Annotated in this window: 16 protein-coding genes; 4 read left to right on the top strand and 12 right to left on the bottom strand. The window is 60.3% G+C overall.

Translation table 11 applies throughout. From position 1 onward, the window contains the following. Nucleotides 1-9: 9 nt before the first annotated feature. From CAG34_RS04555 to CAG34_RS04520, 8 genes are all read right to left on the bottom strand, one after another. The gene (locus CAG34_RS04555) at nucleotides 10-2,880 is read right to left on the bottom strand and encodes an aminotransferase class III-fold pyridoxal phosphate-dependent enzyme (protein WP_085588307.1); all 2,871 of its coding nucleotides are present in this window, start codon (nucleotides 2,878-2,880) and stop codon (nucleotides 10-12) included. 43 nt (nucleotides 2,881-2,923) lie between these two features. Then, the gene (locus CAG34_RS04550) at nucleotides 2,924-4,129 is read right to left on the bottom strand and encodes a beta-ketoacyl synthase N-terminal-like domain-containing protein (protein ID WP_085588305.1); all 1,206 of its coding nucleotides are present in this window, start codon (nucleotides 4,127-4,129) and stop codon (nucleotides 2,924-2,926) included. Then, the gene (locus tag CAG34_RS04545; protein ID WP_085588303.1) at nucleotides 4,126-5,424 is read right to left on the bottom strand and encodes a beta-ketoacyl-[acyl-carrier-protein] synthase family protein; all 1,299 of its coding nucleotides are present in this window, start codon (nucleotides 5,422-5,424) and stop codon (nucleotides 4,126-4,128) included. Before CAG34_RS04545 ends, CAG34_RS04550 begins: the two co-directional genes overlap by 4 nt. Continuing rightward, nucleotides 5,421-6,335, bottom strand: coding sequence for a beta-ketoacyl synthase (locus tag CAG34_RS04540; protein ID WP_085588372.1), 915 nt, complete (start codon nucleotides 6,333-6,335; stop codon nucleotides 5,421-5,423). The genes CAG34_RS04545 and CAG34_RS04540 overlap by 4 nt, the downstream gene beginning before the upstream one ends. Nucleotides 6,336-6,504: 169 nt before the next feature. Continuing rightward, nucleotides 6,505-7,779: a beta-ketoacyl-[acyl-carrier-protein] synthase family protein gene (locus CAG34_RS04535; protein WP_085588301.1), complete on the bottom strand. Its 1,275-nt coding sequence runs from the start codon at nucleotides 7,777-7,779 to the stop codon at nucleotides 6,505-6,507. Nucleotides 7,780-7,790: 11 nt separating this feature from the next. Beyond that, nucleotides 7,791-8,360 carry an acyl carrier protein gene (locus tag CAG34_RS04530; RefSeq protein ID WP_085588299.1) on the bottom strand — a complete coding sequence of 190 codons (570 nt, stop codon included), beginning with the start codon at nucleotides 8,358-8,360 and terminating at the stop codon, nucleotides 7,791-7,793. Continuing rightward, a complete protein-coding gene (locus tag CAG34_RS29125) occupies nucleotides 8,251-8,883 on the bottom strand; it encodes a hypothetical protein (RefSeq protein WP_256573527.1) in 633 nt (210 codons plus the stop codon). Before CAG34_RS29125 ends, CAG34_RS04530 begins: the two co-directional genes overlap by 110 nt. Before the next feature lie 124 nt (nucleotides 8,884-9,007). Further along, nucleotides 9,008-9,967 carry a LysR family transcriptional regulator gene (locus CAG34_RS04520; protein WP_085588297.1) on the bottom strand — a complete coding sequence of 320 codons (960 nt, stop codon included), beginning with the start codon at nucleotides 9,965-9,967 and terminating at the stop codon, nucleotides 9,008-9,010. Between the two features lie 100 nt (nucleotides 9,968-10,067). Here CAG34_RS04520 and CAG34_RS04515 point away from each other — a divergent pair, with 100 nt between their 5' ends. From CAG34_RS04515 to CAG34_RS04500, 4 genes are all read left to right on the top strand, one after another. After that, entirely contained in the window at nucleotides 10,068-10,820 is a 753-nt protein-coding gene (locus CAG34_RS04515; protein ID WP_023662722.1) for an SDR family NAD(P)-dependent oxidoreductase, read from the top strand. A 196-nt stretch (nucleotides 10,821-11,016) separates the two neighbouring features. Then, nucleotides 11,017-12,318: an Nramp family divalent metal transporter gene (locus CAG34_RS04510; RefSeq protein ID WP_085588295.1), complete on the top strand. Its 1,302-nt coding sequence runs from the start codon at nucleotides 11,017-11,019 to the stop codon at nucleotides 12,316-12,318. A gap of 225 nt (nucleotides 12,319-12,543) precedes the next feature. Next, on the top strand, nucleotides 12,544-13,869 hold the full coding sequence (locus tag CAG34_RS04505; RefSeq protein ID WP_085588293.1) for an SDR family oxidoreductase: 1,326 nt from the start codon (nucleotides 12,544-12,546) through the stop codon (nucleotides 13,867-13,869). Nucleotides 13,870-14,069: 200 nt separating this feature from the next. Beyond that, on the top strand, nucleotides 14,070-14,288 hold the full coding sequence (locus CAG34_RS04500) for a general stress protein (protein WP_003256807.1): 219 nt from the start codon (nucleotides 14,070-14,072) through the stop codon (nucleotides 14,286-14,288). A 90-nt stretch (nucleotides 14,289-14,378) separates the two neighbouring features. On the opposite strand, the gene CAG34_RS04495 is transcribed toward CAG34_RS04500, so the two are convergent. From CAG34_RS04495 to CAG34_RS04480, 4 genes are all read right to left on the bottom strand, one after another. After that, complete coding sequence (locus CAG34_RS04495) at nucleotides 14,379-15,731, bottom strand: sodium:proton antiporter (protein WP_085588370.1); 1,353 nt, start codon at nucleotides 15,729-15,731, stop codon at nucleotides 14,379-14,381. A gap of 178 nt (nucleotides 15,732-15,909) precedes the next feature. Beyond that, complete coding sequence (locus CAG34_RS04490) at nucleotides 15,910-16,692, bottom strand: enoyl-CoA hydratase/isomerase family protein (protein ID WP_085588291.1); 783 nt, start codon at nucleotides 16,690-16,692, stop codon at nucleotides 15,910-15,912. 2 nt (nucleotides 16,693-16,694) lie between these two features. Then, nucleotides 16,695-17,408, bottom strand: coding sequence for an NAD(P)H-dependent oxidoreductase (locus CAG34_RS04485; RefSeq protein ID WP_085588289.1), 714 nt, complete (start codon nucleotides 17,406-17,408; stop codon nucleotides 16,695-16,697). Continuing rightward, complete coding sequence (locus CAG34_RS04480) at nucleotides 17,405-17,899, bottom strand: hypothetical protein (RefSeq protein ID WP_085588287.1); 495 nt, start codon at nucleotides 17,897-17,899, stop codon at nucleotides 17,405-17,407. Before CAG34_RS04480 ends, CAG34_RS04485 begins: the two co-directional genes overlap by 4 nt. Nucleotides 17,900-17,902 lie beyond the last annotated feature (3 nt).

Genomic DNA, 17,902 nt, shown 5'->3' with positions numbered 1-17,902 from the left:
GACCGCTCCTTAAAGCGAGTTTCGAGTTTTGAATTGCGCGAGGGTGAAGCCGTGGGTCGCGGCCAGTGCGCGGACCTGCTGAACTTGCTCACGGCTGATATCGCCGTAGGAGCCGTGCTGGCTCATGCCAGACAAGCCCATCAACACCGACTCGGCCATGCACGCATACAGCTGACCTTTTTTCAGGTAGGCCCGCACGTTGGGCGCCAGGCCGTCGTCGAACGGCGTCTGGACGATGCCGCCGTGCATGTAGAGCACGTCCTCGCGTTGGCTCGGCATGTCTTGATGAACGTTCAGCGGCACGGCGATATCGCAAATCACGCTGCGCTCGGCGAAATGATCGGCGCCGAGGAATGGCTGAGGCGCATTGGCCGCGCACAGGACAACCCGTGCGCCCTTGAGGGCGTCGAGATCGTTGGTGACCGTGATGAAAGCGTTCGCGCCAAGGCGCTCATCCACCAGACGGGCGATGTGCAAACCGAGGTCGGCTTTTTGTCCATGTGAGCGCAACAAGTCACAAAAACCATCAAGGCTCAGCAGTCGCTGCGCCAAACGGTCGTGTTCGGCTGTGCCCTTGAGGATCGAACGGGCCGCGTCGGCGTAAATCAGTTGGGCAGTTTTCTCCAGGCGCCGAACCGAGCCGTCACGACCGCTGCCAATCAGAATCAGGTGATCGACGGTGGCGGACAGCACCGAGGCATAGGTCGAGGCAACGTTACCGGCGGCACCGACAACGGCAGCGGTTTGCTCGCGCAGTGCCAGGCCTTGCTGTACACAGCCTTGCTCGATGGCTTCGAGCCCCATGCCGATGGTCAGGGCATTGCCGGACGTCAGCGCCATGTCGGCAATCTTCAGCGCCTGACAATTGTTGGTGACGATCGAGGTGTACATCCCGAGACCGGCGATGCTGCAGCCGTCGGCGCGGGCATCGGTGACACGCTTGCCGACTTCGTCGCGAATGCTGTCCAGGTCACCGCTGAGGATGTACTCGGCCATGGCATCGGAATCCATGCACAGCGGGTACAAGGTGAACTCCACCGCCATGCCGAGGCGCGACCGAATGATCACAGGGCCGACTGGCGCAGCGCGGCGTTCAGGCTTGGTGCGGTTGATGAACGTGCGTTTCTGTTCCGGGCTCAGGGCTGCCAGCGAGGGATCGACGTCACCGAGGATATCGGCATCGATCAGGTGGTTGATGAACGCTACCCGGGCGACGACTTCGACCTTGGCATCGATTTTTTCAACGGGCTCGGCCACCCGAAAATCGTCCTGACGGGCTGGCACGGCGGGAATCGAGTCCGCGCAGATACCCGCCGCCAACGGCAACGCATCGCCACGGCGCAGCATGTCGCAGACCCGTTGCAGGGCACCGATCAGCCCGTCGATTTCGCCCAGGGTGATACAGGCTGGCGGCTCCAGGCGAATCACGTTGGAGTTGCTGCCCGAAGGTGCTACCCGCAACGCTTCGAATTGCAACAGGTAGCCGGCGATCAAGTAGCCCAAGGCATCGTTGTACTGGGCCGACGCCTGTACCAGCGAGCTGCTGACACTCAGGTCGTGCAGTTCCAAACCTACCAGCAAGCCGCGCCCGCGCACATCGGCGATCACATCCGGATAGGCCATCTTCAGTTCATTGAGCGAGGCTTTGAGGTAGGCGCCCTTGGTGCGTATGTCTTTGAGCATCGCGTCGTCATTGGCGAACAACCGGCGCAATGCCGACAGCGCGATATGGCAGGACGGATCGTCCTCGGCGAAGGTCGAACTGTGGATGTAGCTGAACTCGCCCTCGTAGTGGCTGCTGCGGATCACCGTCGCGGCGATTTTCATCAAGCCGCCGCCGAGGGCCTTGGACAGGCAGTAATAGTCGCCTTGCAGGTTGAACTGGCTGCTGGCAAGAAACGTCCCGGCGCGACCAAAACCCGACTGCACTTCATCGACCACCAGCGGGCATTGTTGCTCGTTACACAGCTTGCGCAGCCCCAGGTAGAACTCGGCCGCGAACTCGTTGATACCGCCTTCGCCCTGAATCGGCTCCACCAACACGGCGGTAATCGCGCTGAACGGCAGTTTCAGCACGTTCAGGTGTTCGCCGTCCCATTGCAGGCTCAACCAATGGTGCGTGTGCCGGGCCGGCAATTCCTGCAACTGATGGGGCTGCTGGGGGTCGATGAACTCGACGTTCAGACCAAAACGGGCAAACGGCGCGCGGTACTGACGGCCATAGGTCAGTTGCACGGTATTGACCAATTTGCCGTGGAAGCTGCCGCGCAGGGCGACGAATACCGGTTCGATGTGCAACTGCGCCAGGTTGTGTTGGCGAACGGCTTCAACCACCTGGCGCAAGGTCACGCTGTTCAGGGTGGCCGGCAGGACACCTGCAGGCAGGTCGAGGTCGGACACATCCAGCTCGCGGTAGGCGCGTTCGCTGGCGGTCAGGTTGGCCAGGGTGAAATCGATGTCGTCAAACTGCTTTTGCAGGTTCTTCTGGCGACGGAACTCCGCGTGCTTGACGGCGATTTCCACCGCTTCGGCGCCACTGTTGGAGAAAGTCGAAATATAACGTTCGGTGTTCTTCAGTTCGCGATTGAAGGCGTCGCTGAGCTCTCGCCCCAATTGCCCGGCCGCACCGCGGATCGACATTTGTGCGTTGAACGGCACGTCGCTGCGCAGCAGCCCACATAGCTGATCGACAAACTGTGGGTCGTTGTGGCCGAACAGTGCCGCACCGTAACCGCCGAGAAAGTCGGTGACCGTGACCATGTCGCCCTTGGGGTTGCGGTAGAACAACTGGCTACCGAGGGCGCGCTGAAACTCACACTCCAGGCCCAGTGCCTGGAGCAGGCCGACGAATTTGGGCCGAACGAAATCGCGATAATCCATGACTGTCATATCCCTGAAAGTAAAAAATAGGCGGTAGTCAGCGTCAGTCTTGAGTGACCTTTGCGCTGTAGAGCACTTGATAGGCGGCGCTGAATCCGTTGTCGTCGCGGTTCATCACCAGGCAATGCTCAAGGCTCGCGGCGTGGGGCGCGCCCTGAATAAACGGCAGGTTTGCCACTGGCTGCTGCAAACCGGCAATCGGCGGCACGCTTTGGGCCTGCAATGCGCAACGCGCAAGCATCAGATCCACCAGGCTCGGCGCCGCGCTGAGAATGCCGTTGATCGCCAACCCGCTGGTGATGTGCGAGGCGCGCGCAAGGGCCAGCGTCTGGCACAACACGCTGTCTTTGTGCGCATCGCCGGTGCCGCTGCACACCAACAGATCGGTTGGGCTGTCGGGCAGGCTCAAGCGACCGAGGGTGGCATGGGCCGTCATGTCGGCGAGGCACGCCTGAGGACCGGCCGGCAGGTCTTCGCGCCGGCGCAGCACCAATGCTGCCGCGCCCTCCCCGGCAATGCCGCCGGTGCCCCGAAGGTCAAACGGCAGCAGAGTGTTCGAGCCGTTGGCGCTGATGACTCCCGCCTGGACCAACCCGGACAGCGCCAGGGCATCCAGCTCGCTGCCCGCACCGACAATGATTGCCGCATCAATCCGGCCATCCTGCAAAGCGGCCGTAGCCTCACGCAAGGCTGCCAGGTTGCCGGCGACACCTTGCATATAGGCGTTGCACTCACCCACCAGTTTCAGCGCCAGGCTGGTGACACCCAGCAAGCAGTTGCTCAAGCCTTTGAGCACCAGAAAAGGGTCCTGGGCACGGTCTTGCAGGATCCGTCTGGCGAACGCCGCCATGTCGGCGACGCCGTCCTGCCGACAGCCGAGCAACAATTCGGCATAGGATTCCAGAGACGGATGGGTGTAGCCGCCCTGACAGCAATACAAACCGAAACGGACATCCGGCTGCTCATCGGCCAGGCCTGCTTCTTCCAAAGCCTGACGTACCGCGCTGACACCCCAGATCACTGCCGGCGTGCAGTAACGCTGAAGGTTTTGCGCAAGGTCTTGTCGGCTGCGTTGGTGGTCCTGATCCTGAATTTGCCCGAACGCCACCACGCGTTCGCTGCTGAACCGTCGGGCGTTCAGCGCCGTAATTGCGCTGCGCCCTTCGTTCGCAGCCGCCCAGAAAGACTCGACACCCCAGCCACTGGGCAACACGCAACCCGCACCGGCAATCGCGATAGCCTGTTTCATCGCGGCACCTCCCGGTACTTGCCCAGCGCCAGTGAAGTGTTGAGCCCGCCGAAACCGAAGGAGTTGCTCAGGGCAACGTCGACCTTGCGCTTGACCGCTTGATGGGCGCAGTAGTCGAGGTCGCATTGTTCGTCGGCATCATGCAGGTTCAGGGTCGGCGTGACCCGATCATCCCGGCAGGCCAGGGCCGTGAGCATGAACTCCGGTGCTCCGGCGGCCGCAATCAGGTGGCCGAACTGGGATTTGTTGGCCGTCACCAGCAACCGCCGATAATGTTCGCGCTCGGCGAACAGGGTCTTGATCGCCAGGGTTTCGGCGGCATCGTTGAGCGGTGTCGACGTACCGTGGGCATTGATCAGATCGACCTGTTGCGGCTCCAGCCCTGCATCCGTCAGGGCCATCTGCATCGCCAGCACCGCTCCCCGGCCCTGCGGGTCGGGCGCGGTGATTTTGTAGGCATCCAGGCTGCTGCCGAAACCCAGCACTTCGGCGTACGGCGTTGCCCCTCGGGCGAGCGCCCGTTCGAGGGTTTCGAGCACGACAAAACCACCGCCTTCACCCGCAATCAAGCCACTGCGATGGCGGTCGAACGGCCGACACAGTTCGGTGCCCCAACGCTGCTCGCTGCTGGCGGCGCCGAGCAGATACAGCGCGGTCATGGTGTCCAGGCTCAGCACCGAATCGGCGCCCCCGGCAATGGCCAGCTCGACCTCGCCGCGACGGATCATCTGGAATGCATTGCCGATGGCCTGGGACGCTCCCGCGCAGGCGCTGCTGATATTGATCACCGGGCCTTCACTGCCGATACCATCGGCAATCACCCGCGCAAGGCGGTCGTTGCTCTGACACAGTGAACTGTCAGGATCGACCTGCGCCTGTCGCGCCATCAATTGAGCCCAGGACGGAGCCTGCGCCGGGTTATCCGCCAGGCTGAGCAGCATGTCCTGCAAACGATGAGCAGGTGCGCCGGACGCTGACAATACCGCCGCGCCACGCAACTGTTCGGGGCTCAGGCCACTGTCGGCAATGGCTTGGGTGGCCGCGACCCAACCAAAGCGGGTGCGTTTTTCCAGCGACAATCCCCAGGCCGGATGGTCTTTCAAGTGTGCCGGCATCAAGCCCATATCCACGGGCGCTGCGTAACGCACGGGGAACGCACCCGCCTCGACGCCTTCCGGTTGCCATGGCCGAATGCAATGCTCGCCGGCCAACATTCTTTGCCACATGGACTGCCACTCGAAACCGAAGCCGGTGACGGCGCCCATGCCCGTGATCACGATCCGTGTGGGGCTCATGGATAACTCTCCATTGTCTCTGTGTCCGACGACGTTCTGGCCAGCAGCACCGCGCCCCAATGCCCGCCTCGGCTATGTTCGAGCAACAGCGTGTAACGGCTGCCATCCAGTGCCCAGGTCACAGCGATTTCGCTGAGCAAGGCGCTGGCGCCCAGGTCACCTACCAGCGCCTTGGAGTGTTCGAGGGTGTGCCCCGATAGGGTAAACAACGCGGCAATCTGCGGATCCTGTGCATCGGCGACGACTTGCCCGACATCGCTGAGGCAGAGTTTTTCGTTGCTCAAAGCGCGCTCGATGACGTCGCGACCAACCGCCAGTCCACGCTCGGGTTGCGCGCTGTAACCACGGGCAAACCCAGCAATGCGCAACGCAGATTGAGCACCGCTGCCCGGGTTGGTCGTCAGCAACAGTGCCGCAGCACCTTCGCCGAAAACCCACGGGCCGGGGTTCACAGGTGGGTGTGTAGCGTCACGCAGGTACAATGCCGGGGTGATGTTCGGGCTGCTACTGACGACGACGGCAGCATCGGCACGGCCTTCGCTCAGATGGGCGGCGGCCTCCATCAAAGCATCCAGCCCGGCATTGCCCTGGGAGCAAAAACCGCCCATGGGCCCCTTGCAACGCAAGGCCTCGGCCGCGTGGGCCATGACGCTGCTGTTGAGCATCATCAGCGCATGCAGCGGCGGTGTGTGGGCAAAAAATTGCGCCAACAGATCCGCCGGTTGTGCGCCAATGGCCTGCACTGCATCCCAGCACGAGCTGGGGCCATCCACTTCCGGAATGGCAGCGGTCAATGCGATCCGCTCATCGGGCAGTTCCAGACCACGCAAGGTCTCGGCGAGACGGCCGGCGCAATACAGCAGGCGCGCGCCCTGAGGCTCGAGGCTGCGGGACAGTTTGCGGTCGTACACACCAGCCGGCAAGGCGGGCGCTGCGACACAACGGGCCAGGCGTGCCGGGTCGAAATCCAACGGTTGCGCGGCCTGAGGTTGACTGTCACGAGACGCACATTCTGTACCGGCGGCGTTGAGTACCGACGCAGCGGTGATATAAACAGCGGTTGAATTGGATCTGGTCATGTCATGCCCTGCCCAGCACCAACGAACTGTTCACGCCACCAAAACCGAAGGAGTTGGAGAGCACGACATTGATCGGTTGCTGCAACGGTTCGCAAAGGAATTTCAACTCCGGAAATTCGGATTTTTCCGGCTGAAAATTGAGGGTCGGCAAGGCAACGCCCGACTGAATGCTCATCAACGACAGCACCGCCTCAATGGCACCACTGCCGGCCAACGAATGCCCTACGGCAGATTTGTTGGCGGTGAACGTCATCTGCTCCAGGGTTTCGCCGAAGACCTGCGCCAGGCCCAGGGCCTCGCAACGGTCATTGGCCTGTGTCGACGTACCGTGAACATTCACATGATCCACAGCCGCACTGGGCAGTTCGGCATCGGCCAGGGCCGCCGTCATGCAGGCGGCATACTTGCTGCCGTCGCGGCTGCTGGAGGTGATTTTCTCTGCCTCGCACAGATTCGCGTAACCCAGAACCCGGCCCAGCGAACAGGCCTGACGACGCTCGGCATGCTCGCGGGATTCAAGCACCAACAGCGCCGCCCCTTCACTCAGCACAAAACCGCAGCGGTCCGGCATGAACGGCCGGCTCTGTTCTTGTGGGGAAAAGTCCACTCGCTGGCAGAGTGCGCCCAGCCCATCAAAGCTGTAGTAGGACAATTCATGGGCCATCAACTCCACCGCGCCACACAACGCCAGGTCGATCTCGCCACGGGCGATCGCTCGATAGGCGCTGCCGATGGCCATGGTGCCGGCGGCACAGGCATCGGAATGTGTGGAGATATGGTCACGTACACCCAGCCATTCGGCGAGATGGCGGGTTTGCTGATCAACCCGCCGGGCAAACGCCCCACCGCTGAGGGTGTGGTTATCCAGGTACTGGTCGAGATCGACCCGCCCCTGATCGTCCATGTAACGGCTAGCGTCCCGCAAATCACCGCTCACGCAATGTTTGTTGGCCCCGACAAAAATACCGCTGGCGACTCGGGCAAATGCGCCGTCGGCCAACCCGGCATGGGCCAGCGCCTGACGGGCCACGTAATGCGCCAGCCATTCCTGGCGGGAGGTGGTCTGCAGATCGCCCGGAAAGGCCGCCGCGATGGCCTGCCATTGTTGCTCATCGATAAATCCGGCCGCCGGGTTAGCAAAACCCAGTTCGACAAACGCCGGGTGCCGGCGAATGCAGGAACGGTTTTCGCTGATCGTCGTGAACAGCGAGCCCGCATCCAGTGCCATGGGAGCCACCAGGCCATAGCCGGTGACCAGAACCTCTCGGGCCTGCATCAAGGCAACCCCTACGCCGAAGCTTTCAACTGGGTGGCCGCGTACTGCTCAACCAACAGACGCGAGATCGAGTCACCGTCCAGAGGGGTCAGGCGAGCACTGCACCCGCCACACACCACTTGTTTGCGTTCATTGAGTTGGGCATGAACCGCGCCACACTCAGGGCAGGCCTCGGGGAGGTAGTTGAAAACGTTATGGCATTGCTGCGCCCAGTTACGCACGGTGGTGGCCGAGAAGACATCGCCCGGCTGCATGCCCACGTGCAACTGGCCCGGCGCATAAGCGCTGAGGCTCTGCTCCAGCAAGGCCACGCCGTCCTGCGTGATTCGGCCTTTTTCGACAAACCGGGTGGCGTCGCCGAACACCGCTACCGCGTGATCCAGCACGCTGGTTTTCGGCAAGGTGCAACCGTACTGACGACCCAACTGGAAGCTCAGGTCGACGATGTCCAGCGAGTCGGCGCCGAGGTCGTCAACGATACTGCTGTGCTCTGCCACGTCGGCCTGGTCCAACACCAGCAACTGCGCAAGAATCTCCTGTGTACTGCTGATAACGCTGTCCAATTCCAAGGGATTGTTCATTGATTGTTTCCCTACAAAAGCCGCATTGAATGAATAAATTCATCGGGCCAAAAAATGCTGTTTTCAGGCCAGATATATCGAGGGCCGGGAGTCTAAAGTCTCCCCCTAAGGGGAGAGTCAACGTGCCATCATCGCTTTTTGCGAGAAATCCCGACGCGCCCTGGAACCTTTGATTTATGCAGCTCAATGGTGCTTGGAGAGGGATCGTAAAATGACAAAATCGATTGTTTGAAACAGCACGATAGTTCCAGAAGTGGGATATAACCGTGCCCGCAAACACCAGAGGCATCATGCGCAGCGGAACGGTTTTCTTCGAGGCGTGAATCTCGTCGATTAGCAGGTTATTGCCTGCGTTCACCGGCTTGCCGATCAAGTGATAAACCAGCCCCACTGCAAAGCCGGTCAGAGGCAACAGCCAGATGACCCAGCGGTGGGTTGCACGCCATTGGGCCGCGTGCTCGAGGGAGAACAGAAGCAGCGCGGATACTGATCCCGCAAGAAGCGCTACGGCGCTGGCAAGCACCAGCCATAGGCTGCTGGAGTATCAAAGGGTATTTTGGGGAAAATTTTTCTGATTCCGGCGTTTCTCATGGGCCAGGGCCTTTGGATGTTGACTACCCATGTCATTCTCCGTAGATGAACCAACCTTACTCCAGCCCTGCTCGCTGAATATCACCTGATGACTCATACCCCGGCGTCCAGCGCCACGTCGGCGCGGACAGGTGTTCAAAGAAGAAATCGGAAACAGCTCTGATCTTCACTGGCCGAGTTCGCGCAGACGGTGTCACGAAATACAAGCCGCCCCGAGTCATACTCCACTCCGGCAAGATTCTTTCCAGGCGCCCATCCGCCAGATACTCACTCGCGATGAACTCAGGCAGTTCAGAGATGGCCATCCCTTCTAGCAGCATTGGGATCATCGCCTCCGAATTAGTGACACGCAAAGGCCCCGTAGGCACGACATCCTCTTCTACTCCAGATGTATGCGTGAATCTCCAGACTTGCGTCCGAGCACGATAGGCGTAGCTAAGGCAAGGCATACTTGCAAGCTCTCGGGGGTGCTTTGGCCTTCCGTGCTGATTGAGGTAGGCCGGTGAGGCGACAAGAAACTGAGTCACGGCACACAGTTTTCTAGCCACCAATGAAGAGTCGGGCAATGCAGCGATCCTCAAGGCCGCGTCAAAGCCATCCGCGATCAAGTCGACCGAAGCGTCGGACAAATGGAGGTCTACCGAGAGCTCTGGATACTGCCGAATGAGTTGGGGCATCAAGGGCGCGACCCATCTCAAGCCGAACGACATGGGGATCGCGAGGCGAACCAGGCCGCGAGGTCGAACGGAGAGCTCCATCGCCTCGCCTTCCACCTCTTCGGCCTGCCGGTAGATTTCCCCAGCCCTGCCCGCCATGCTCTGACCGAACTCGGTCAATGAAAGTTGTCGAGATGTGCGGTTGAACAGGCGCCCCCCCAGTCGCTCCTCCAGCCGTGCTACCGCCCTGGACACTGTGGGTACTGAAACGCCCATGACTCTGGCGGCGGCTGCGAACGAGCCCTCCTCGGCTACCTTGGCAAACATCGCCAACCCTTCAAAATCCGGAAGTTTGCTCATTTCATTTCTGCAACGATGAGTTTCCAACAATTCTATTTTGGTTTTTCCCGGTCGTCGATACGCTTCTCCCAACGCAACATCACAAACACCGGAGATGATCATGACTGGCAAGCTTGAAAACAAAATCGCAATCGTGACTGGCGGAACCTCGGGCATCGGCCTGGCGACCGCCAAGCTTTTTGCTCAACAAGGCGCACGAGTATTCATCACAGGGCGCCGCCAGGCGGAGTTGGACAACGCCGTCGCACAGATTGGCAGCGCGGTAGGGGTTCGAGTGGATTCTTCCAAGCCGGACGAACTTGATGCCCTGTACCAACAGGTGGCTGCAGAGCACGGGCGAATCGACGTGTTGTTCGCAAACGCAGGGGGTGGCTCTATGTTGCCCCTGGGAGACATTTCTGAAGAACACTACTACGACACTTTTGATCGTAACGTCAAAGGTACGCTGTTCACGGTTCAGAAAGCGCTGCCACTTCTGGCTCAAGGCGCTTCGGTAATTTTGACCGGCTCCACCGCTGCCAGCTCGGGCACACCCGCATTCAGCGTGTACGCGGCCTCCAAGGCTGCAGTGCGTGCCTTTGCCCGTAACTGGATCCTCGACCTTAAAGATCGCAACATCCGGGTAAACACCATCAGCCCCGGCGCGACTCGCACCCCGGGTCTGGTAGACCTCGCCGGGCCGGACGCAGCTCAGCAGCAAGGCCTGCTGGACTACCTGGCATCGCAGATTCCCTTGGGGCGCGTCGGCGAGCCTGAAGAGATTGCCAAAGCCGCTCTTTTCCTGGCGTCCAGCGACGCCAGCTTCGTCAACGGGGCCGAACTGTTCGTCGACGGTGGCCAAGCGCAAGTCTAACGAGTAAAGGCCGCGACAAATGCGGCCTTCCCTCACTATTTGAGGAAGCCTGTCGGTGTCGTCTCGGCCGCCCTCTGGACATTGCACCTTGCCTCGAAACATTAAGAAACATCTTTGCTGGAATTTAAGTTGTACGACATCCTATCTACTGTGATCGACTACGCTCCGCTCTCACAAAAAAAACAATGGAGTCACCATGTCGAGCATACCTTCTGTCGAGGGGAAAACTGCCGTAACCCCTCAAAATCGCCTGTCAAAGCTGATCAAATTGCTTGGCCCCGGCGTCATCGCGGTTCTGTCGTGGCTGGGGGCAGGAGATCTGATAACCTCATCTGTCGCCGGGGCGAACTACGGTTACGCCATGATGTGGGTGCTGGCCGTTTCGCTGCTGCTCCGATACCTGATCGTAAACATCATCGCCCGTTTCCAGCTGTGCAATAACCAAGGGATGACCATTCTGCAGGGCTATGCGCAACTGCACCCGGTGTTCGCCTGGTTCATGTTGGCCTATGCCCTGTTGATGGGGCACCTGATGAACGCCTACATGATCAAGGGTGCGGGTGAAGCGCTGGCGATGTTGCTGCGGATCGACTACCCACTGCTGTGCTCCATGGCCGTGGTGCTGGCCGTGTGGATGCTGGTGGGGCGCAACATCTACGCAATGATCGAAGGCGTCATGAAAGTACTGTTGGCGGTGATGACCCTGGCCTTCCTGGCGCTGGCTGTGATGTCCGGCCCCGACGTGGCGGGTATCGTCAAAGGTACCATCGGTTTCAGCATTCCAGCCGATGAAGGCGTTCACGGCGCACTGCTGGTAGCGGTATCGGTGATCGGTGCCGTGGCAGGCTCGGTAGCCAACTTCGTGCACCCCTATGTCATGCGTGAAAAAGGCTGGGTCGGCCCGCAACACAAACGCATCCAGCGCAACGACCTGCTGTTCGCGGTATTCGTCGGTATCGTCATCAACCTGGCGATCTGGATCGTCGGCGCGGAAATCCTGCGGCCCAACGGCATCGAGGTGAAAACGCTTGGCGACCTGGGCAAGGCGTTGGAACTGTTCTTCGGCCCGATCGGCTGGTACATCTTCTTCGTCGGCGTATTCGCCACCTTGTTCGCCAGCATTTCTGGCAAGACCACTGCGTTCCCCATGCTGATCACCGACGCTTTCCAGCATGTGAAGCCCGAGCGGCGCGAACGCTATGGAAAGGAATTCCACAACGACCCGATGCACAAATGGTTCATGTTGTTCATCCTGGTGACGCCACTGGCCTGGTCGATCCCGGGTATGCCCGACTTCGTGACCCTTACCATCGGTGTCAGCGCGCTGAACATCATCGGCCTGCCGGTGATCTCGCTGGGCCTGCTGATCATGTCCAACCAGAAATCGCTGCTGGGCAAGGCGTACCGCAACAACTGGTTCGAAAACATCGCGCTGGCCTTCGCCACTGGCCTGGCGCTATGGGTAGCCTTCCAGCTGGCAGTAGACCTTATCGCCTGAAGGTAACGCACAGCCCTGGCTCAATGCTGGCCAGGGCTGATTGGCGCTGCGCCTCGGCCTGATACCGGCGTGACCGGTATTTTTCTGCCTGCATTCCATTACGCAGCGTACCACCGGACTTGTTGGTCTGAACTTTACGACCCACCTTGGCTTCCCCTGCATATCCATCACGCAAAGATGCCTAGCAGAAGGCTGACATTTTCGAGATCTACAGGGGTTCGCAAAATGATCGATCAAGCGACAGGTATGAAATCAGGTGAACGCTATCGCGTGGAAAACGTGGAGCGGGCACATCAGTTCCCAGGCTTCTTCCAGGACGGGAAGTACTACCTCGGCCCTGAGCTTCTGACCGCCGTGGGTTGGATCGAGGGCACGCGTTTCATCTACGACAGCGTGGATGCCGAAGGGGAACCCGTGTTTCCGAACCGGGAGGCTGGCACGGTTGAAGGGCTGACGTTGACCCTGATCGACGGCACCGCTCTTGAAATCTCTCGGATCGAAGCCAGCGAAACGATCGCGCCAGTTGACGACCAGACTACGTCTGGCAAAGAGCGGGAATCGCCCCAAGAGGGCTATCCGAGCAGAGGGCCGCTGCGCGGCAAAGTCGTGGTGATCACTGGCGCTTCCAGCGGTATCGGCCGTGCCGCCGCGCACGCATTTGCCTGCAAGGGTGCTCGCCTGGTGCTTGCCGCGCGCGATGAACAAGCGTTGTTCGACGTCCTGGACGAATGCACCGACTGCGGGACGGATGCCATAGCGATCACGACCGATGTCACCCGCAACGACCAGGTGCAAGCGCTGGCCGCGCAGGCAGCAGCATTTGGCCGCGGACGGATCGATATCTGGATCAACAACGCTGGCGTTGGCGCGGTCGGCAATTTCGAAGAAACTCCACTGGAGGCCCACGAGCAGGTCATCCAGACTGACCTGATGGGTTACCTGCGCGGCGCTTTTGTAGCCCTTCCCCTGTTCAAGGCCCAAGGCAGCGGCATCCTGATCAACACGCTGTCACTGGGCAGTTGGGTGGCCCAACCCTATGCAGCCGCGTACTCGGCGAGCAAGTTCGGCTTACGTGGGCTGACTGAGGCGCTGCGAGGGGAATTGACGGCGTTCCCCGAGATCCACGTGTGCGATATCTATCCGGCCGTCATGGACACACCGGGCTTCCGAGACGGCGGCAACTACACAGGCCATGCGCTGACGCCTCCGGGCCCTGTATATGATCCCGAACTTGTGGCGAAGGCCATGGTGGCCTGCGCAATATCACCACGCGCCCACACCACGGTCGGTGCCACGGCCCGCCTGGCGCATCTGGCCAGTTACCTGGTACCAGGTCTGCCTCTGTTATCGGGGTGGCTGACGCGTCGGGGAATAAACCGCAGTCCCAAAGCCGAAACATCATCTGGCAACCTCTTTGAGCCGCCGAGTGGCAGGAGGAGTATCGACGGGGGTTGGAGGAAGTCAAAAGACAAGACGCCTCTACTGATCGGCGCAGCGGCGCTTGGAATGATCGTAGGTTTTGCAATCACCCATTCACGACGCAGGAGCTGAACGACCGTGCCGTCAAACTCGACGCAAGTCAGAACCCTCCCAAAGGTTGGAGAACAAAGCTCTGTGGCGCCACAGTCGCCCGCACGGGTTCTTTCGCGCAACCCGTCGGGACGAGCAGAAAGCAGTGGAGCAAACGCCCCCCTGCCTGACGTCCGAGTTGAACACAGACTTTCCTGTGTGACGACATGAGGTGAAAGATCATGGCTGACAACCAATCCAATCGTGGCCACCAAGGTGGTACCGCACAGAACAACCCAGGCAACTTTGCCAATGACCGTGAGAAGGCATCGGAGGCAGGTCGCAAAGGCGGCCAGAGCTCTGGGGGCAATTTTGCCAACGACCGTGAGCGCGCCTCCGAGGCTGGACGCAAGGGCGGACAGAACAGTCACGGCGGCGGTCGTGGTAGCGAAAATCGCTAACTTGAAATGAGTTCGGCCAGGGTGCACGGCGCCCTGGCTTTTTTTCAGATTGAACGCAGCGGCCACCAGACGTGCCGCGTCGGTTTCAAGCTACACCGAAGCAGTGAGCCGCCCTTTCCACGCTTCGTATCTGGCAAGCAGCGGTTGAACGCTCAATCCGTGCAGCAGAATGCTTAGCGCCACCACCGATAGAACCAGGTTGATGCTCTGCGCGGCTGACGTGGCAAGCAGCCCGTGATTGAGGGCGTAGAACAGATAGTAGAAGCTGCCGATTCCTCGAATGCCAAACCATCCCAATAGCCCACGCTGCCGGATATCCAGCATTCCTCGAACCGGGAACAGGAGGATGCTCAAGGGACGAATCAGCAGGAAAAGCGCTGCGGCGACGATCAAGGCCCGCCAGTCCCAATGCTCGATGAGTACTACCCCGAGCATGGTCACCAGAAACACCTCCATTGCCCGTTCGATTAAGCTGCCGAAAGCCAGCATATCCCCCAACATGATGCCTGCTGCCACCTGCGAGTCGTCGAGGCCTTGCACATCACCTTTGACGGCCATCTCCGGCGCTACATGCTGGTGGCCTACCACGGGCTGTACCAGGTGTTCAGCAGCCGGCTCTTCGGGGCCATTGGAGGTCTGAACCTCTGCCTGGCGTAAACCGAGGCCAGCAGCGAACACCGCTAAAAACCCATAGGCCTGAACCGACTCGGCGCTCACGTAAGCCAGCGCAATCAGGGCAAGGGCCAGGTAGTCATTGGGCGACACGGTACTGTCGTCGTTGCGCAGGCGCAAAAAGAGCGTGAGCTTGCCCAGACCGCGCCCCATCCAGTAACCAAGCAACAGACCTGCGGTCACTGCCCACAGCATGTCCTTGAACAACCAGTCACTGAACCATGCCTGGCCGGTATCCTGCTGAAGGAACAACCCGAGGATGACGAAGGGGAACGCCACGCCATCGTTGAGCCCTGCCTCGCCAGACAAGCTGAAACGCACCGGATCATCATCCCGGGCATCAACCACCTGTACCAGGGTGGCAAGCACGGGGTCTGTGGGTGCGAGTATCGCCCCGATCAAAACCGATATGCCCCACCCCAGGTTCAGGCCATGATGCAGCACCAGCGTTACCCCACCGATGCAGACCAACATCACCGGCCCCGCCAGGTAGAAGGCGCCCCACCATCTGCGGTCATGCAAGGGCAGGCGCAACTTCAAGCCACTGAAGAACAGCGAAAACAGCACAGCGACTTCGGTGAGGTGCTCCATCCAGCCGCTCGCCTTGCTCAGGTCCAGATGAAGAAAACCCAACCCCGATGTGCCCAGGCCGATACCCAGGGCAAGGCACACCACGGACGAAGTCACAGGGATCCATCGCAGGTAGGAGGATGAGAGCGCCAGTAGCAGCAAGACGGCGCCCAGCATGGCGAACCAGACGATGAAGGTCATCTGCGCACAAGCCTTGAAAGAATTTTCGACTACATTTTGGACTTTCTGGCGAAACAGGTCGTTCCGCTGCATTTGCCTCCATCGGAGTGGCAGATGGTATTCCACATGCGGACGCAGTCCCGTACTGCACCCTGCCCCCCAGACAAACCAGACCCACCAGCGAATGAGCGGGCCAACCTCAGCTGAACGATGCAGTTCGGCGCATGCAGAATGCCCTCACCCCTTCATCAAAATCACTGCTGGTGCTCAGGCGCACAAACGTTTTCCGCTCGTTTTCCAATGCAATGGGCAGCCCATCAAGCAGACCATTGCGCAACAGCGCCTTGGCGCCTGCCTGGGCGGCGCTTGCACCAGCGACCAGACGGCCAGCAATGCGCAGGCCTGTTGCCTGCAAATGCTCGCTGGCCACTACGTCCATGATCAAGCCAAGCGAGCGAGCCTCACAGGCCGTCAGTGATCCATTGAGCAATGCAAGGGCCAAGGCGCGGTGCAGGCCAAGTTGGCGCGGCAAATGCCAACTGCCACCGCCGTCCGGGGTGATGCCGATACCACCGTAGGCATAGTGCAGGCGAGTATCTTCACTGGCGATCAACAGATCACAGCTCAACGCCAATGAAAGCCCGAAGCCGGCAACGGCGCCATTGAGCAGCCCCAGCACAGGGCACGGCAACCTGGTGATACCAAGCACCGCTTCGTTCACAGCGCCGACCAGTTGTTCGACACCTTCCATGCAGGCTTGCTGCTCCCCCGCGAGCAACTGGCGGAAATGTTGCACATCACCGCCCACCGAAAAGTGCTCAGCGCTGCTACGCATCACCACTACCTTCGGCGGACGCGCTGCCAAGGTTCGAACTGCATCAAGCAGTGCAGTTGCCATCGTGATATCGAAACTGTTGCGACGCTCGCGGTTTCCCAGGGTCAGGAAGGCAATTTCATCCTGCCGCTCTACATGAACTTGCATGTTCACCTCGCCTGTCCGCGTTTGGGCCGCATATTGCTGTCGAAATCATCCAGTGACGGAAACACCAGAGGTGGACGCTCATCGAGCGTCAGCAGGTGCTGACGGTATTGTTCGAGGTACTCATGTCGAGCGTCTTCGCTGATGTACGGCACATGAAACGCGGCGAATGGAGGTAGTACCGACAAACCTACGTAGCCGAGCACGCCACGCTGGATGGGCCGCAATAAAGTTTCCAGTTCGCCATGAATCGCATCCGGGCCGAACATGTGCGGCTGCCCTCCCAGCGAGAATGCCAGCATCGCTTGCTTGCCCTTGAGCCCGCCGTGGTCGTAGATGCGCTTGCCGCCATAGCAGTAGCCCGAGACAAACACCCGGTCGATCCAGCCCTTGAGGATGGCTGGCATGCTGAACCAGTAGATGGGGAAATTGAGGATGATGAGGTCGGCCCAGCGAATCTTGTCCAGCTCGCCAGCAATGTCAGCGGCCAAGGTCCCGCTACTGACGGCATGACGCTGTTCAAGGGCGTAGACCAGGTAATCCGAGTTTGCGCGCTCTTGGAAGTCTTCGGCACTGGCCACCGGATTGAACCGCATGGCATACAGGTCCGACATCACTACACAATGGCCCTTGTCCTCCAGGACCTCTGCTGCCAGCCGCGCCATGGCGCTGTTGAATGACCGGGGTTCGTTGTGGGCGTGGACAATCAGAACGTTCATGGCAACTCCAGCAGTTTGACACCGTTGTACTTGAGGAAGAATTCGTCGGCTTTGCGCACTACGTCGCGATAGCGCCCATTCAGGGCCATGCGCATCATGTCCAGCTGCAGTTGCTCTTGATCGATCATGTAATCGAGAAAGCGCTGTGCGCCTGAGGGGCCCTCCTCGCGCAGCCTTTGCAGCCAGGCAAAGTACTTCACGGTCTCACGATGGACCAACCGCAGCAGCAACCCTTGCAGAGGCCGCGGGACCGAGGAAACCAGCCATGATTTCCAGCGGGTGAACAGGCCAGGGGCCGTGTCCAGCCCCCACAACTGAGCTGCGGCTTCGTAGCGTGGCTGGTTGAAGGTTTCAAGGTCGGCGTAGGTTTTCCAGAACGGGTGCGCTGGCTGGCCCTGCAGGCGTGTGGCCATGCGCCTGACTGCAGCCCTGGCGAAGGCGCGGTTGGCCAGCTCGTGACGGAAGCCCTTGATGAATGTGCCTGACGGCATAGA

This window comes from Pseudomonas sp. B14(2017), assembly GCF_002113255.1.
GTDB classification, from domain to species: domain Bacteria; phylum Pseudomonadota; class Gammaproteobacteria; order Pseudomonadales; family Pseudomonadaceae; genus Aquipseudomonas; species Aquipseudomonas putida_Z.
This window is presented reverse-complemented; position numbering and strand designations above follow the sequence as displayed.

Coding starts and splice junctions, on each gene's coding strand:
- CAG34_RS04555 (WP_085588307.1), bottom strand. CDS start 2,880: ATGGATTATCGCGATTTCGTTCGGCCCAAATTCGTCGGCCTGCTCCAG.
- CAG34_RS04550 (WP_085588305.1), bottom strand. CDS start 4,129: ATGAAACAGGCTATCGCGATTGCCGGTGCGGGTTGCGTGTTGCCCAGT.
- CAG34_RS04545 (WP_085588303.1), bottom strand. CDS start 5,424: ATGAGCCCCACACGGATCGTGATCACGGGCATGGGCGCCGTCACCGGC.
- CAG34_RS04535 (WP_085588301.1), bottom strand. CDS start 7,779: ATGCAGGCCCGAGAGGTTCTGGTCACCGGCTATGGCCTGGTGGCTCCC.
- CAG34_RS04530 (WP_085588299.1), bottom strand. CDS start 8,360: ATGAACAATCCCTTGGAATTGGACAGCGTTATCAGCAGTACACAGGAG.
- CAG34_RS04520 (WP_085588297.1), bottom strand. CDS start 9,967: ATGAGCAAACTTCCGGATTTTGAAGGGTTGGCGATGTTTGCCAAGGTA.
- CAG34_RS04515 (WP_023662722.1), top strand. CDS start 10,068: ATGACTGGCAAGCTTGAAAACAAAATCGCAATCGTGACTGGCGGAACC.
- CAG34_RS04510 (WP_085588295.1), top strand. CDS start 11,017: ATGTCGAGCATACCTTCTGTCGAGGGGAAAACTGCCGTAACCCCTCAA.
- CAG34_RS04505 (WP_085588293.1), top strand. CDS start 12,544: ATGATCGATCAAGCGACAGGTATGAAATCAGGTGAACGCTATCGCGTG.
- CAG34_RS04500 (WP_003256807.1), top strand. CDS start 14,070: ATGGCTGACAACCAATCCAATCGTGGCCACCAAGGTGGTACCGCACAG.
- CAG34_RS04495 (WP_085588370.1), bottom strand. CDS start 15,731: ATGACCTTCATCGTCTGGTTCGCCATGCTGGGCGCCGTCTTGCTGCTA.
- CAG34_RS04490 (WP_085588291.1), bottom strand. CDS start 16,692: ATGCAAGTTCATGTAGAGCGGCAGGATGAAATTGCCTTCCTGACCCTG.
- CAG34_RS04485 (WP_085588289.1), bottom strand. CDS start 17,408: ATGAACGTTCTGATTGTCCACGCCCACAACGAACCCCGGTCATTCAAC.
- CAG34_RS04480 (WP_085588287.1), bottom strand. CDS start 17,899: ATGCCGTCAGGCACATTCATCAAGGGCTTCCGTCACGAGCTGGCCAAC.